The organism is Capnocytophaga sp. G2, from assembly GCF_035282625.1.
Taxonomy (GTDB): Bacteria; Bacteroidota; Bacteroidia; order Flavobacteriales; family Flavobacteriaceae; genus Capnocytophaga.
Map to the genome: position 1 here is coordinate 1 of NZ_JAYKBU010000012.1, position 16,385 is coordinate 16,385.

General features: G+C 38.0%; 14 protein-coding genes and 1 pseudogene. 7 read left to right on the top strand and 8 right to left on the bottom strand.

Annotated features, from left to right (window positions below; genetic code table 11):
• Positions 1-116: 116 nt before the first annotated feature.
• The 4 genes from VJJ03_RS07830 to VJJ03_RS07845 all read left to right on the top strand — a co-directional run bounded on the left by VJJ03_RS07830 (position 117) and on the right by VJJ03_RS07845 (position 2,175).
• On the top strand, positions 117-326 hold the full coding sequence (locus VJJ03_RS07830) for a DUF3820 family protein (protein WP_323974830.1): 210 nt from the start codon (positions 117-119) through the stop codon (positions 324-326).
• Complete coding sequence (locus tag VJJ03_RS07835; RefSeq protein WP_009401524.1) at positions 323-1,186, top strand: hypothetical protein; 864 nt, start codon at positions 323-325, stop codon at positions 1,184-1,186. The genes VJJ03_RS07830 and VJJ03_RS07835 overlap by 4 nt, the downstream gene beginning before the upstream one ends.
• 289 nt (positions 1,187-1,475) lie before the next feature.
• Positions 1,476-1,754, top strand: a complete 279-nt coding sequence (locus VJJ03_RS07840) for a transposase (RefSeq protein ID WP_323974835.1) — start codon at positions 1,476-1,478, stop codon at positions 1,752-1,754.
• 28 nt (positions 1,755-1,782) lie between these two features.
• Positions 1,783-2,175, top strand: a complete 393-nt coding sequence (locus tag VJJ03_RS07845) for a transposase (protein ID WP_323974837.1) — start codon at positions 1,783-1,785, stop codon at positions 2,173-2,175.
• Here the strand turns inward: VJJ03_RS07845 and VJJ03_RS07850 are convergent.
• Both VJJ03_RS07850 and rimO read right to left on the bottom strand, forming a co-directional pair.
• A complete protein-coding gene (locus VJJ03_RS07850) occupies positions 2,172-2,948 on the bottom strand; it encodes a hypothetical protein (protein WP_009744607.1) in 777 nt (258 codons plus the stop codon). The two genes, VJJ03_RS07845 and VJJ03_RS07850, sit on opposite strands and share 4 nt — an antisense overlap.
• Before the next feature lie 10 nt (positions 2,949-2,958).
• Complete coding sequence (gene rimO, locus VJJ03_RS07855) at positions 2,959-4,266, bottom strand: 30S ribosomal protein S12 methylthiotransferase RimO (RefSeq protein WP_323974841.1); 1,308 nt, start codon at positions 4,264-4,266, stop codon at positions 2,959-2,961.
• A 120-nt stretch (positions 4,267-4,386) separates the two neighbouring features.
• Between rimO and VJJ03_RS07860 the strand changes: the two genes are divergently transcribed.
• The 3 genes from VJJ03_RS07860 to VJJ03_RS07870 all read left to right on the top strand — a co-directional run bounded on the left by VJJ03_RS07860 (position 4,387) and on the right by VJJ03_RS07870 (position 7,961).
• Entirely contained in the window at positions 4,387-5,376 is a 990-nt protein-coding gene (locus VJJ03_RS07860) for an aspartate-semialdehyde dehydrogenase (RefSeq protein WP_009744605.1), read from the top strand.
• Positions 5,377-5,476: 100 nt separating this feature from the next.
• On the top strand, positions 5,477-6,490 hold the full coding sequence (locus VJJ03_RS07865; RefSeq protein ID WP_323974843.1) for a phosphatase PAP2 family protein: 1,014 nt from the start codon (positions 5,477-5,479) through the stop codon (positions 6,488-6,490).
• Positions 6,491-6,572: 82 nt separating this feature from the next.
• The gene (locus tag VJJ03_RS07870) at positions 6,573-7,961 is read left to right on the top strand and encodes a leucine-rich repeat protein (RefSeq protein ID WP_323974845.1); all 1,389 of its coding nucleotides are present in this window, start codon (positions 6,573-6,575) and stop codon (positions 7,959-7,961) included.
• A gap of 98 nt (positions 7,962-8,059) precedes the next feature.
• Here VJJ03_RS07870 and pta read toward each other — a convergent pair.
• The 6 genes and pseudogenes from pta to VJJ03_RS07900 all read right to left on the bottom strand — a co-directional run.
• Positions 8,060-9,046: pseudogene (gene pta, locus VJJ03_RS07875) on the bottom strand (phosphate acetyltransferase); the annotation flags it as partial.
• A gap of 173 nt (positions 9,047-9,219) precedes the next feature.
• Entirely contained in the window at positions 9,220-10,884 is a 1,665-nt protein-coding gene (gene gldJ / locus VJJ03_RS07880) for a gliding motility lipoprotein GldJ (protein ID WP_040358134.1), read from the bottom strand.
• A gap of 316 nt (positions 10,885-11,200) precedes the next feature.
• Positions 11,201-11,731 (bottom strand): DUF4136 domain-containing protein, encoded by a 531-nt coding sequence (locus VJJ03_RS07885; RefSeq protein ID WP_040357876.1) that lies wholly within the window; start codon positions 11,729-11,731, stop codon positions 11,201-11,203.
• 142 nt (positions 11,732-11,873) lie between these two features.
• The gene (locus VJJ03_RS07890) at positions 11,874-13,298 is read right to left on the bottom strand and encodes a pitrilysin family protein (RefSeq protein WP_323974847.1); all 1,425 of its coding nucleotides are present in this window, start codon (positions 13,296-13,298) and stop codon (positions 11,874-11,876) included.
• A gap of 5 nt (positions 13,299-13,303) precedes the next feature.
• Positions 13,304-14,635, bottom strand: coding sequence for a pitrilysin family protein (locus VJJ03_RS07895; protein ID WP_323974848.1), 1,332 nt, complete (start codon positions 14,633-14,635; stop codon positions 13,304-13,306).
• A gap of 148 nt (positions 14,636-14,783) precedes the next feature.
• Complete coding sequence (locus VJJ03_RS07900) at positions 14,784-16,151, bottom strand: OmpA family protein (protein ID WP_323974851.1); 1,368 nt, start codon at positions 16,149-16,151, stop codon at positions 14,784-14,786.
• Positions 16,152-16,385: the final 234 nt, after the last annotated feature.

Consider the following 16,385-nt stretch of genomic DNA (forward strand, 5'->3'; position numbering starts at 1 on the left):
TAAACCTTTTAGCGCAGATGGTACTGCAATATGTGGGAGAGTATGTCGCCGCCTTCTTTACAAGAACCGAATTATTCTTTTGAATAGTTCGGTTTTTTTATTAGTCATTATTAACTATGAATGAAATTCTTAAAGAAATTATCACTACTCCTATGCCTTATGGTAAGTACAGAGGAACTATGATTGCTGATCTTCCCTTATATTACTTGGAGTGGTTTAGCTCGCAAGGCTTCCCTAAAGGAAAGCTTGGCATGCTTTTGTCTACGACTTTTGAGATAAAAACTAATGGACTTCAGGAAATTATAGACAAACTTAAAACACTATGAAATATACCTTTTCCTTCTTTTTTATTTCTTTGCTGATAGCTTGTAATTCTACTTTTGAAAAGACTGAAGAGGTAAAGACTCAAGAACTACAAGAAAGCAAAAAAGATACCCTTGAAAATCCTTATTTCCAAATAAGGATTGCTGATAGTCTTCTTAAGGATAAGACTAAAAAGGAAGTACTTCTTGAGGTAGTAAAACGCTTTAAAGGAGAGGACTTGGATTTTGGTTATGTAATAGATGAGAGTAATACTTCCTATTTAAGTGCTACTGTGAAGGTAGGAAAATTCTTTGATGATGAGGCTTATTATGCCATTATTTATACGAATATGCAAGGAAATACTGACATAGATGTCTATAAATTAGAAAATTGCGTTGTAGAACATAAGATGGCAGCGAGGGATTATTATTTCCTTACGGATACGATTTTTGATGTCAATGGTGATGGAACTAAGGATTTTCTGGTAGAATACTATCCACTTTCAGGTTGTTGTAGGAGGGAGAGTTATGATATCTATTTATCTCCAGTAGCTAAGAAGAAACTTGTAACAAGCTATATTGTACTGATAAATCCTACTTTTTATCCTCAAGAAAAACTTGTTAGGGGTGTGGAATATGGGCATCCTGGTTGGGCAGGGTTATATAAATATTGTTGGCGCGGGGAGAAATTAGATACTCTGGAGTATATTTATCCCGACCCTATCAGTAAGGGACGAACTTTTATCAAAACTCAAATGTCGCATGATTCTTCTCAAAAAAGAAAGAGGATTTGCTTGCCATCACTCCCTGAAGAATACAAAACGGTAAAGGACTTAGACTGGTTTCTCCTTTATGACGAAGGGACATTTGATAGTGAGCAATGACGAATTATTAATTAACAGATGATTGGTAAAGGATAATTAACAATTGAATTTAGAAAAAATATTTAATTTTTTTGTATATTTGCCCTTGTTTAAAACTTTAGATAATGAAGCTGTTTAAACTTTTTTAGAGAAGTAAAAGTTCCCGAAAATTAGTAATTTTGTGTTTGAGAAAAAATACCAAAATTCAGGAACTTTGGGCAAAGATACAATAAATAAATAGATTATTTCCTTTTTAAGTGTAGGAAAAAGAGGATTTAAAAGTAATTTTGATTTAGCTTCAATATTTTTATTGATTCTCAAGAGATTAAAAACAGGGGTACAATGGAGAGAACTTCCAATTGAAAGCTATTTTGAAAAAGGTGAAATCTCTTGGCAAAATGTCTATTACTACTTCAATAAATGGAGTAAAGATGGTAGTTTTCAGCGAGTATGGTTGAATCTATTAAGTAAGAAGAAAAGAAAGTTAGATATGTCTTGCGTTCAATTGGATGGTACTCATACACATTGTCGGCAAAAAGGAGAATCTATAGGCTATCAAGCAAGAAAAAAAATCCGTAACCACAAATAGTATTTTTTTGTGTGATAATAAAGGGCAAATGATAGCAATGAGGAGTCCTAAAGCTGTAAATCACAATGACTTATATGAAATAGAAGAAGTACTAAAAGAAATCTTAGCTTTATTAGAAGAAGCAGGAATAGAGTACAAAGGTCTGTTTCTCAATGCTGATGCAGGATTTGATAGCAAATCTCTTAGAGATTTTTTAGAAAGCAAAGAAATTATAGCAAATATTAAACCTAATCCCCGAAATGGAAAGCAACCAGATGTTTATTTTGATGAAGAATTGTACAAAAATAGGTTTAAGATTGAACAAGCAAATGGTTGGCTTGACGGATATAAAGGTTTGATAATGAGATATGAGTATCTTGATGTAACTTGGATTGGAATGCTTTTATTAGGGTTTATCTCCAAGTTCCTCAAAAAAGTTTAAACACGTTTATTATTCACCGTTATTCCCTTAGCTATTGCTTTTTTGATAGTATTGGAAGGGTAGTAAGTAGTAGGCGTATAGCCATTGTCAAGGATTGCATATCGCTTGATAAGGCTATTTTTTATATCAAAAAGGTAGATATAGTATTCGTTAAGTGTAGCCTCTGAATAGCCAACAATAGCAAAGACATCGTTATCTTTCCAAAATACATCATGAGATACCTCAAGGGAACCTAAAAAGAGGATCATGGTGTGGTGGCGGAGCCTTCGATCGGTAAGGTTGATATTTTGGCTGTCATCCATGTTAAAAGAAAGTTCACCATCGGAGATCTCACACCCTTTGTACTCATTGACATAGCGCATCTTATCAGGAGAATAGAGGTTACAGATATCATCACCTACATCATCTGCTGCCTCAAAAGGGTGGTAATAGAGACTCTCCTTATCTTGCCCTGCATTGATAAGGGCATGCGCTTCTGTACGAGTAAGTCGCGCCTCATGAAGGTCAATGTGATAGAAGTCCAACCATGGCTTGATAAAGGATTGCAAAAGAGCTATATCCTGCTCATCAATTAAGGGAGCCTCATAAAAAGATCTCAAAAACTTTGCCTTTTCCTCTTTCCAAAAAGCCTTTAAGTAGCGTTCCCTCCAAAAGTCACTATCTCCCAGCCTGCTAAAAAGAGTAGGCTCCTCATTGACAGGCGCCTCCCTTTCAGGTCTACAACTGCTCAAAAGCACAAACAGTAATAGTATGAAGGACAATAGTTTTTTCATTCTTTACTTTTTACTTTTTAACGGGTTCTCCGTATAGGTCAAAATCGGTAGCCTCTGTAATTAAGATGTCGGCAAAGTCACCTATTTTCACATAATGCTTAGCAGCATCTATAAGGACTTCGTTATCCACATCGGGGGAGTCGTACTCGGTACGACCTACAAAGTACTGCCCCTCTTTGCGGTCAATAAGGCAACGGAAAGTCTTACCCACCTTGGCTTGGTTCAGCTCCCAAGAGATTTGGGACTGTATCTCCATAATCTCAGCGGCACGGCGTTGCTTTACCTCTTCAGGGACATTATCCTCTAACTCATAAGCGGCTGTATTTTCCTCATGGCTATAGGTAAAACAGCCCAAGCGTTCAAAACGCATCTGGCGGACAAACTCCTTAAGCAATTCAAAATCTTCTTCTGTTTCATTTGGATAACCCACGATGAGGGTAGTGCGGAGGGCAATTTCAGGTATTGCTTTGCGGAAATCCTGTAACAGGCGAGTAGTTCTCGCTTGGGTGGTGCCTCGCTTCATACTCTTAAGGATAGGGTCAGCGATGTGCTGAAGAGGAATATCCAAGTATTTGCATATTTTAGATTCCTCTTTCATCACCTCAAGTACATCTTTAGGAAAGCCTGTTGGGAAGGCGTAATGAATACGTATCCACTCAATACCTTCTACCTTTGCTAAGGCGCGCAATAAGTTAGCCAGCGTACGTTTGCCATAGAGGTCTAAGCCATAATAAGTGATATCTTGAGCTATGAGGATCAGCTCCTTTACTCCTTTCTTGGCAAGTTTTTCGGCTTCTATGATCAAGTCCTCTATGGGGGTACTTTTGTGCCTACCACGCATCAGAGGAATCGCACAGAAGCTACAAAGGCGATCACATCCCTCAGAGACCTTTAGATAAGCATAATTCTTTGGAGTAGTGGTCAGACGCTCACCTATAAGTTCATGCTTATAGTCGGCTCCTAATACCTTTAAAAGGACAGGGAGTTCAGTAGTACCGAAGTACTGATCTACATTTGGAATTTCCTTTTGCAAGTCAGGCTTATAACGTTCTGAGAGGCAACCCATCACGAAAACCTTATCTACAAGCCCTTCTTCTTTTTTTTGGATATATTCTAAAATAGTGTTAATACTTTCTTCTTTAGCATTATTGATAAAACCACAGGTATTAATCACTACGATATTTCCGGTTTCCTCATGTACTACTTCCTTGCCACTGGCTTTGAGTTGTCCCATAAGTACCTCACTATCATATATATTTTTGGAACATCCTAAGGTAACTACATTGATTCTATTTTGTTTAATGGATTTTGTCCGCATGATGGTTGTTGTCTGTTTTTAGGGTGCAAAAATACATCTTTTAAAAGAATAAAAGAAATATTTTGTTTGTAAGAGAAAAAAATCATACTTTTGCGTGTTTATACTTAAAAAATAAATATTATGAAAGTAGCCGTAGTAGGAGCCACGGGGCTCGTAGGTAATGTAATGCTGGAGGTTTTAGCAGAACGCAATTTTCCAGTAACAGAATTGATTCCTGTAGCTTCAGAAAAATCAGTAGGAAAGACAATCACTTTTAAAGGGAAAGATTATAAAGTAGTGGGGATGACTCAAGCCATCTCTCTCAAACCTGATGTAGCTCTGTTCTCTGCTGGAGGAGATACCTCTAAGGAATGGGCTCCTAAATTTGCTCAAGTGGGTACTGTTGTGGTGGATAACTCCTCCGCTTGGCGTATGGATCCTACCAAGAAATTGGTGATTCCAGAGATTAATGCTGATGTACTTACCCCTGAGGATAAGATTATCGCAAATCCAAATTGTTCTACTATTCAGATGCTTGTAGCTCTGTCACCCTTGCGCAAATATGGTATCAAACGTATTGTAGTCTCTACCTACCAATCCATCACAGGAACTGGTGTAAAAGCAGTTAACCAGTTGGAAAATGAATACAAGGGAATTCAAGGGGAGATGGCATATCATTATCCTATCCACCGCAACGCCATCCCTCACTGCGATGTATTCGAGGAGAATGGCTACACCAAAGAAGAAATGAAACTCGTGCGGGAAACTAAGAAAATTTTTGGAGATGATTCCATACGAGTCACTGCTACTGCCGTACGTATTCCTGTAGTAGGAGGTCATAGTGAGTCCATAAATGTAGAATTCGAACAAGAATATGACCTTTCCGAGGTACGTAAGCTCCTTAGTCAAGCCCCTGGAGTGGTCTTGCAGGACAATACCGATACCAACACCTACCCAATGCCTATCTATGCCCATGGCAAGGACGAGGTCTTTGTAGGTCGTGTGCGTCGTGATGAATCCCAACCTAAGACCCTTAACCTCTGGGTGGTTGCCGATAACCTTCGTAAAGGTGCCGCTACCAATACCATCCAGATTGCTGAGACACTCATCAAAAAGGGAATCCTTAAGTAATGCTCCCCTAACCCACAGAGGAGCGGATTTTAAATAATGAGCAATATTTGTAGGGGCGAATTGCTATTTGCCTTTACTTTCATCCTTTATTATTCAATCTATGAAACATATCTTCCTATTACTCTCCTTTTTTTTCTATATAGATATTGCAACGGCACAAATGGAGGTAGCAGCCGCTACTGTGTCTGATACAATTCCTGTGGATGAAAATTGGGTACCTAAGGATATCGAACAATCTTACCAAATAGAACCTGATCTTTATTTTACCTATCAAAAACCAAAGTTCTGGGATATTATCAATAAGGCACCACGCAATACACTTAATACACTGAAGGACTTTGTGGCTAAACCTTATTATCCGTATGGAATAGGTGCTTTAGCTGCTACAGGAGCTCTGATTCCTGCTGATCCGTGGCTGATTCGGGAAAGTCGTAGTTTGGGAGAGCGTATAGGATTGAATGAAGCACATACCTATAAGAAATTGGGCTTCCTCAAGATCATCCCTGCCGATGTGAATTCTGCTTTGTATTTTGTAGGCAATGGAACAACTTTTATTCTTATTAGTGGAGGTCTGGCTACTTATGGACTTATCACCAATGATTACAGGGCAAAGAGTACCGCTATGCAACTGATTGAGAGTATCCTTATTACAGGTGTTTTTGTGCAACCTCTTAAGCGACTTACCGGTAGGGAGAGTCCTTTTATTACTGCTAAGAATGGAAATTGGCATAGTTCTTGGACATTTGCTCCGAGTTTTGCTGCTTACCAAAAAGACACTCCTTGTTATGATGCTATGCCCTCTGGTCATCTTACGACCGCTATGGCAGCGATAACTGTATTGGCAGAGAATTATAAGGATTATAAGTGGATAAAACCTGTGAGTTATACGGCTCTTGCGCTGATGTCCTTTGAGATGATGCAGAGTAAGGTGCATTGGGCTTCAGATTATCCTTTAGCTATCTTTATGGGATACTTGATAGGAAAGAATATCGCTAAAACACGTATCTATGAATCGGACTACCGAAAGATGACCACCCAAAAATACCAATGGCGTTTTTCTAGTTCTACTTCTTGGGAGGGAACTCAACTTTATGGAGTAACTCTAACATGGTAAACTGTTGAAAAATAAAATTTCACGGAATTATAAAAAGCATTAATTTTGCACCCGCAAATTTGTAGATTAAATTTATTAATTAATGAAGAAGTATTTATTACCTTTATTAGTAGTTGCTCTTACGGCAACCCATTGTACAAAGGAAGGTGAAAAAGTGGTTGTACAAGAGAAAGTTACTCATGGTAGCACTATCCTTTCAGGTAACGGAACTCCGAGCACTTCTCAAGGAGAAAAGGGAGATTATTATTTAGACCTTAAGACTGCCAATCTCTATGGTCCTAAAACAACAGACTGGGGTAGCCCTGTACTGAATCTTAAGGGAATTGCTGGAAAAGATGGAAAAGACGGGCAGAATGGACAGCCTGGGACTAATGGAAAAGATGCTCCAGTTCCTCATATAAAAGATGGTTATTGGTATGTGGGAGATCAATCTACTGGTATAAAGGCACAAGGAGAGAAAGGACAGGAGGGGCGCCCAGGTCGTGATGGACAACCAGGAGCCAAAGGAAATGATGGGCAAAATGGACAGCCTGGGACTAATGGAAAAGATGCTCCAGTTCCTCATATAAAAGATGGTTATTGGTATGTGGGAGACCAACCTACTGGTATAAAGGCACAAGGAGAGAAAGGACAGGAGGGGCGCCCAGGTCGTGATGGACAACCGGGGCAACCAGGTACTAATGGACGTGATGGACAACCAGGGCAGGATGGATCTAAGATATTAGCCGGGGACCGTGCTCCTCAAGCTACTGATGGGGCGGTAGGAGATTATTTTATAGATAAAGCCGCTAAGATATTCTATGGACCCAAAACGACCTCAGGATGGCCTTCTACAGGGATTTCTTTGGTAGCTAACCAAGTTACTACAGCAGATTATGAACTTAGCAATAATGGAAAAACTTTGGTAAAATGGCTCAATGAAAAGACCCGTGTGATTGATATGAATACTGATCCTAAACTTAAAAATGTAGAGAAAATAGAGGCTAATGCTTTTAATGCTCAAACGAATAATTTGACATACCAACTTACAACAATTATCATAGGGGAACGTGTTCGAGAAATAGGAATGTATGCCTTTAGCCTTTGTAGGAAATTAAAGGAAGTAGAGTTTCCAGAAGGGATTACCAAAATTAATAGTGGTACTTTTGCAGAATGTTATAACTTATTCTCTATTACCCTTCCCGAGAGTCTTATAGAAATAGGTAATGGGGCTTTTTCTAGTTGTATCAAGCTCCCTACTATCATTTTTCCTAAAAAAGTTAATAAAATAGGGAATAATGCTTTCAAAAATTGTCCTAACTTACATTCAATTATTTTAGAGAATAGAACAGCTTTTGAGATTAAGCCTTTACAATTTGGGAATTCAGATACCTTACAAAATATCTTTGTTCCTAAAGGTACTGAAACTGCTTATAAAAATTCTATAGCAGATGCTAATTACAAAGCTAAAGTAAAAGGAATAGGAATATAGAACATAAGTTTTATAAAGTTTTAAATAGAAGAGGCTGTCTGAAAAACTTTCGGACAGCCTCTCTTACTATTTAAAAAATCCAAAAAAATGAAAAAGATTTACTCTTGCATACCTGCTTGTATGGCAGTGATAAGTACAGTATTGTAAATATCGGGTACAGTAGCCCCGCGGCTAAGGTCGTTTACAGGTTTTTTCAATCCTTGCAACATAGGTCCTATAGCAATAGAGTGTGTTTCTCTTTGTACGGCTTTGTAAGTGATATTTCCTGCGTTAAGGTCAGGGAAGATAAGTACAGTAGCTTGGCCAGCAACAGGTGAATCTGGCATCTTTTGTTTGGCAACGGTAGCATCTACTGCAGCATCGTATTGGATAGGGCCTTCTACGAGTAGGTCAGGGCGTTGTGCCTTTACCATTTCGGTGGCTTCACGGACTTTATCTACTTCTTCACCACTTCCTGAAGTACCAGAGGAATAGGATAGAAGGGCTACTTTAGGCTCTATACCGAAAGCCTTGGCGGAGTCAGCAGAGGTGATAGCGATTTCGGCTAATTGTTCCGCAGTAGGTTTAGGGACTACTGCACAGTCACCATAAACCAATACACGATCTGGTAAAATCATGAAAAATACAGAAGAGACTGTTTTTACGCCTTTCTTAGTCTTTACAAATTGTAAAGAAGGGCGAATAGTATGTGCGGTAGAGTTCACTGCACCGGAGACCATTCCGTCGGCTTCTCCCATGAATACCATCATAGTACCATAGTAGGAAGCATCAAGCATAAGTTCTTTAGCTTGTTCCTCTGTCATCCCTTTTTCCTTACGGATTTCATATAATTTTTTCCAATAGGACTCATAGTTAGGACTGTGTTTAGGAGAAACGATTTTGATACGGTTGGTATCCCATTTAAGTCCTAATTCTTTTACATGAGCGAGTACTTTGTCTTCATCTCCCAAAATAGTGAGAGTGGCGAGCCCATCTTGGGCAAGTTCAGCAGCGGCGCGGAGGATTCTCGCTTCCTCTCCTTCGGGAAGGACAATATGTTTTTGTAGCTTCCTAGCTGTTTCTACCATGTAATTTTGAAACTTCCTTGAAGCCTCTGAGGTTACATCTGTTTTGTTCATTTGGATAGTATTTTATTAAACTTTTTACTCCACAAAGTTACGAATTATATTTTGAAAAGGGTATCTTTTTCAAAGATTTTTAAATAAAGAAGAGGCTGTCCAAAAAAGGACAGCCTCTTTCTATATAGTGAAAATTTTATTTATCCTCGAGAAGTTTTATTTTTCTTAGCTTTAGAACCTACGCGGCTCATAGCACAACGGAATCCTATATAATCGGTGGCACTATACTGAGGTAAGAATCTACGTTGTGCGGGGTCAATCCAATAAGCACGGTCTCTCCAAGAACCACCTTTGATTACGCGTGCTTCATCATCAATAAGGGTAGTACGGTCATTGGAGGGGTCATATCTCTTTATAATTCCTCCATGTCCATCACTTAAAATCTTTTGATCAGGAGAGTTATACATAGTACGTGAAACGTTTGCTCTTTGGCTTGCATTAAGAGAATCTAAGCTACGTTCTCCTTTTTCAAGGGTAAGTTTCACATAATCTTTACTAGAAGCCCTATCTCCGTCGCGATAATTACGATTATCTGCATTCTGGAAGTTATAACGCAAGTAGGTCTCATTACCGTCAACAGGTACTTTAGCCAGTTGTCCTGGTAGGTTTCTCGCTACAATGCGTCCATTACTAAGAGTGTCATAAGTAATAGTTTGTGCATCTACCACTACGAGTTTTCCATCTTCACCTATCTTGTTTTTCATATAGACATTACCACGATAGTAGTTAAAGTCACTCATCTCGTCATCCACACGGGGACGATACACATCAGCTACCCATTCTGCCACATTTCCAGCCATATCATAGAGTCCGAAATCATTAGCAGGGAATGTTTTTACAGCAGTGGTGATATCACCTTTATCATCAGACCATCCAGCAAGTCCCCCGTAATCACCTTGTCCTTGTTTGAAGTTAGCTAACTGATCACCCATTACAGCACGTTTCCCCGTACGGGTATAGCGACCTGCCCAAGGATATTTTTTACGACCACGAATACTGTTATATTCACGGATACCACTTAAGGACTTAGCCGCATATTCCCATTCTGCTTCTGTAGGGAGTCGGTATTCAGGGAGCAATATACCTGAAGTTTGCTTTGCATAAGTAGTATTTCCTTCCTTGTCGGTAGCTTTCTTACCAGCAAATTCGGTTACTTTTCTACCATAGGAGTTTTCAGGAGTATTAAGGTAAGTGTCTGTGCTGAAGGTACTTTCAGCATCTACTTGGTAGCGAGATCCTTGTTGAATAAAACCATCTTTTTCAAGAATGGCTTCGTTTACACGGTTGGTACGCCAAGAACTGAATTGTGTTGCCTGTACCCAGTTCACTCCTACTACAGGATAATCGGCATAAGCAGGATGGCGAAGGTATTCGCTTACCATAGTTTCATTAGCACTTAGAGGGCTTCTCCATACTAAAGTATCAGGGAGAGCTCCTAAGTAAATATTCTTATAGTGACCTTCTTTGTCTTCAGGAGGAAATACTCGTTTAAGCCAATCAAGATACTCCATATACATCTTATTGGTAACTTCAGTTTCGTCCATATAGAAAGACTGTATGTGCTGTTGGCTTGGGGTATTATTCCAATCATGCATCACATCATCTTGTACTTTACCCATAGTGAAAGTACCTCCTTCAATGAATACCAATCCAGGACCTGTTACCTGTTCTTTAAAGTCAGTATTATATTGGAAACCACCTTCTTTAGAGTTGATTTTCCATCCGGTAGCACTGGAAGTATTCTTGTCTGTACCTTTCTTTCCACAACCTACTAGAAATGTTGCTACTAAGAGAGTGGCTAACATAGGTTTTTTAAAACTTCGTATATCCATTTCTAAATAAAATTTTCTAATTGTTCAATTTTGGCGCAAGTTACTACTTTTTTTTGATACAAAAAGTTTTTTTTAATTTTTTTTTCATTTGTTGATAACTTCTTTTTAAGTAGTCTTTTTTTTTGACAAACAATAATTTATGAAGAAATGTAAAATAAACAGCATAGAGATATTCTGTTTATATTAACACGAATTAACTTTTTATAACAAATTTTGAAATGTTAATTTTTCTTTTTTTAGGAAAAAAACAACTTTTTTCTTTAAAAATCTTTGCACCAAAAGGAGAAAATTAATTTTTTTCGGTAGTTCTTTTTTCTTCAGGAGGGTATTGTTTTAGGATTTCAGAAACAAACTTATGTATTTGTTCATCTTTATTGGCTCTTTCAGAGAGAATTCCTGCTCCTTTTCCTTGCCAGATAAGGTCTTTTTTCTTACCATCAATGATGTCAATAAGGAGCACACCTTCAGTAACAGCAGGTGATACTTGTACAGAATTCCCCCATACAGGTCCCCACCCCCATCCGATGCCTACACTTTGGTAGAGGTCTTGGCGTTCTCTTTCTCGAGTGAAGAAATTGATAAAGATATCTGGGTTCTCAGAAAGTGTATAGCCTTTTTTAATCATTTCAGCTTCAATACTTCTTAAGATACGTTTCTTATCCAAATCAGATATTTCAGCTTTATCGATTCCCTCTTTCAGGAAAGCAAAAGTTTTGTATTGGGGGAAGGAAGCCCTACTATCATAATCAGAACTTACCTGAACTCCTGCACAGGAGAAGAGAAGGAGGCTTATTAAGGTAATGCTTAAAATAGATTTCATTTTACAAAAATTTAGTTCCTCTAATAGCAACAAAAAACATACCAAAAGAGTTGTTTGTCAAAAAATGTTAATAATTATTTTATATAAAAAAGAAGCTTTCTGAATACTTCAGAAAGCCTCTCATAAATTTATGGGAAAAATACTATTTTATTTTGTTAGCATACTTATCATAATAGAAAACAGGAAGTGCTTTGCCATTGAACTTGAGTTGTTTTAGTTCTTTTTCGAACTCACTTGCCTTTCCTACAATGATAAATCGTAAGTTATTATATTTGATGTATTTGTTAGCGACACGCTTCACATCAGCAATTGTTACAGCCTCTATATTCTTGATATAGTTACTGTAGAAGTCAGCAGGGAGCTTCTGTGTTTCTCTTGTTACCGCTAAGTTAGCAATAGTGGAGGGGTATTGGGTGGACATAACAAAACGTCCGACTAATTGTCCTTTTACTTCTTCGAGTTTTTGAGCGGTAACATCCTCATTCTGAATACGTTTGATTTCTTTGAGGATCTCTACTACGGATTTAGCAGCGACTTCATTACGAACTCTTACTGAGACAAAGAAATTAGCTAAAGTGAATCGGTTAGTACCCATATAAGAGCGTGCTCCATAAGTATATCCATGCTGTTCACGTAAATTTATGTTAATATAACTACCATAGTCTCCTCCAAGAATATAGTTCATTACTTTTACAGCGAAGAAATCCTTATCACTCATTTTAAGAGGATAGAGGTTAAAGGCGCTAATTTCAGTTTGTACGGCACTGGGGACATCTACCAAGTTCACCTGAGTGTATTGTACATTATTAGGAGTAGGAGTAGTCATCTGCAAGGACTTAGCAGGAAGCCAATCGTGGAAATTTTTTATCACCAATTTTTCTACTTCATCTGTATTAACATCACCAACGACAACCATATAAGCACTCGAAGGAGAGAAATATGTTTTATAGAAGTTAGTAATATCTTTTAGAGTGATACTCTTAAGAGATTTCTCAGTGTAGAAACTTCCATAAGGATGTTTTTTACCATAAGTGAGAGCACTATTAAGGCGATAAATAATGCTTTGAGCACTATTTTCCTCTGCTTTTAGGGAAGCAATTGCTTTATCACGAGCCTTGTCTAATTCTGCTTGAGTAAAATTTGGATGGATAGCAGCATCTGCAAAGAGTTCCAATACACGAGGGAAATAGCGGGTTAGAGAATAAGTAGATCCTCCATCCATAGAGATATATACAGTGGCCCCTAAGCGATCGGTTTCCTCTACAAAGGCTTCCTTAGAAATATTCTTACTTCCTCCTCCCATAAGTTCAGAGGTAAGGTAGTACATACCTGGCTTGTTAGTTTCATCAATAGGAGGTCTGTCCAAGGTAAGACTTACAGAAACACGAGGAAGTTTGTGATCTTCCACTATCATAAGAGTAAGTCCATTAGGAAGTTTCTTGATATAAGGATCCCCTAAGTTGAAGGTAGGCATCTGAGTAGGTTCAGGCATTTTGTCACGGTCAATTTGAGCAGACAAAAGGAAAGGAATAAGCAAAGAAATGCTTGCTATAAGTATTTTTTTCATGGATATTATTTTTTAGTTTGACTTTTCTCAGGGAGATAATCGATCTCCAAACGTTGGTTAGGATTAAGATATTTCTGAGCCACGCGGCGAATATCTTCACGAGTTACTTTACGATATAAATCTAGCTCTTTATTGATAAGATTGGTATCTTTAAAAAAGGTATAATCTATAGCTAAAGAATAAGCAATACCTTGTACATTGGAGTTAGTAGCTATAAAGTTTGTCTCAAATTGGTTAAGGAGTTTTTCGTATTCCTTTTCTGAGATAAGTTCTGTTTGTAAGCGTTTGATTTCGTCATCCATGTCTTTGGTAAGTTGTTCCAAAGGAGCGTTCTGAGCTACAGCGGCAATCATTAGAATACCAATATCCTCATAATTGCAAGTATAGGAGATAAATTGGAGAACTTCTTTCTTTTCTTCTACCATTTTTTTATAGAGGCGAGCACTTTCTCCATTGGCGAGGAGGGCTTGGATAAAATCCATTACACGAGCATCCTGTTCAGTCATTTTAGGGGTACGCCAAGCTAATACTTTCGCAGGGGCAGTGATATTCGCATCATAATCGGTTACCTTTTTAGTCTGAGTGATGGGAGCATCCATAGGATAGTTACGCACAGGTTTCTCTACATGGTTCTGAATAGGAGCAAAATAGGTTTCTATCCAGTGTTTAGCTTGTTCTTTTTGGAAATCTCCAGCTACAACTAATACAGCATTGTTAGGGTTGTAATAGCGTTGGTTATAACGGATAAAATCATCTAACTTTGCAGAATTTAAATCCTCCATACTACCAATGGTAGGATGCTTATAGGGATGCTTATCAAAGAGGTGATTTTGTACTACAGGCATATAGATAATCTTCCCATAGGGTACATTGTCAGTGCCTTCACGTTTTTCTTCTTTCACTACTTCTTTTTGAGTATTTACCCCTATTTGGTTGATGACAGGATGTAGTAAGCGTTCAGATTCCATCCATAGGGCAAGTTGTAGATTATTGGAAGGAAGGGTCTCATAATAGTAGGTTTTGTCCACATCGGTAAAGGCATTGTTATCTCCTCCATGGGCGGAGACAATATCAAACCATTTGCTTCGTGGAATGTTTTTTGTTCCTTCAAAAAGAAGATGCTCGAAGAAGTGAGCAAAACCAGACTTTCCTGGTAGGTCGTCCTTAGCTCCCACATGATACATTACAGTAGTGGTGACCACTGGAGCAGAGTTGTCTTGATGTAAGATTACATGTAACCCATTGGGTAGATTGTATTCTTCAAAATTGATTTTTTGTGCTATAGTTACTCCTGTGGAGAGTAGTATTGCATTGAGTGTTATAAAATATTTTTTCATAAATGAAAGTGATAAAAAGTTACTGCAAAAGTAGGTTTTTTTCTTGATAAAAAGAACTTTTTTTCAAAAAAATTCTATATAATTATTGTATAGTAAAAATAAAAAAGGTCGCCCAACTGGGCGACCTTTTTTATTTCAGAACTCAAAATTATTTTATCAAATTGATTTCAACACGTCTGTTAAGTTCTCTACCTTTCTTAGTTTTGTTAGAAGCGATTGGTTTGTCTTGTCCGTAGCCTACGGATTCTAAACGATTAGCATCTATACCCCCTTGGATTAAGTATACCTTAACAGCATAGGCTCTGTTTTGAGAAAGTACTTGGTTCTTAGCTTTCTTACCAGTGCTATCAGTGTGCCCTTCTATACGGAAACGACTCTTAGGGAATTTGTTAAGAACACTAATAATTTGGTTCAATACATCAGCAGATTGGAACTTAATAGTAGCCTTACCAGTGTCAAACAAGATAGTCTTAGCATATTGGTTCAAGCGTTTTTGGTCATCATCGTTAGGTTCGGGACAACCATTGTTGCTTGCAGGACCAGCTTCGTTAGGACATTGGTCATCTTTGTCAAGTACACCGTCGCCATCGGTATCAGGCCAAGGACATCCACCGTTTTCAGCAGGACCAGCTACATCTGGACATTTGTCATCTTTATCAGGAACGCCATCACCATCAGTATCAGGACATCCGTTGAATTCTTTAAGACCAGGTACATCTGGACAAGCATCGTCCTTATCAGGAATACCATCCCCATCGGTATCAGGACATCCGTTGAATTCTTTAAGACCTTTCACTTCAGGACAAGCATCGTCTTTGTCAGGAATACCATCTCCATCGGTATCAGGACATCCGTTGAATTCTTTAAGACCTTTCACTTCAGGACAAGCATCCTTGTTATCAGGAATACCATCCTTATCAGTATCTTTGGCACCGAATTTGATAACGATACCAGCAGAATGTTGGAAGTAGTCAGTACCATCTTGTTGGAATCCGTGGTGGTAACCTGTTTGAAGGTTTACACCAAGATGTTCAGTGAACCAGAAGTTAATACCACCTCCAGCAAGAAGCTTAAGACCTCCGTCCTTGTCAGAAAAGTCACTTTCATAAGAGAAATAACCTCCACCTACTTTGATGTAAGGGTCAAACCAACCAGATTCAGTAGTGAAAAGTCTTCTAAGAGCATACTTAGCTTGTAGGTTAGCAGCCCAGAAGGATTTATCCTCACTTACTCCGTTAAATCCAGTTTTGATTTTGTTTAAGGAACCATCAATCTCAGCAGAAAATCCAGCACCAATGTAGCGAGCTACAGAAAGCTTAGAAATTGCAGGAAGGATGTTTAAGTCATTAGTACCTCCCCAATCTTTAAGAAAATCCCCAAATTCGTGAGGAGAACGAATATCAACAGAATTCACTCCAAACCCTATTGACCATTTGTTGTTTTCATCTTGCGCTTGCACTGAACTTACTGCAGAGATCAATGCTAAGGACGCTAATGAAATTTTAATTCTTTTCATACGTTTGAAATTTAATTTATATTTATAATCTTTTTAAAATTCGGGGCTAAGATACAATTTTTTTTGCTTTATACAAAATAAAAATCAAAACAAGTAAAAATTTAACAATTTAGAAACTCTTATTCTGATTTTTTAATATAAAACTCTACTTCTTTTAAAAATAATAAAGCTACTCTCTTTTCCTTAGAGAGGAACTTAAAAGAAAGTGCAAAGATATAGAAATATTTGCAATAA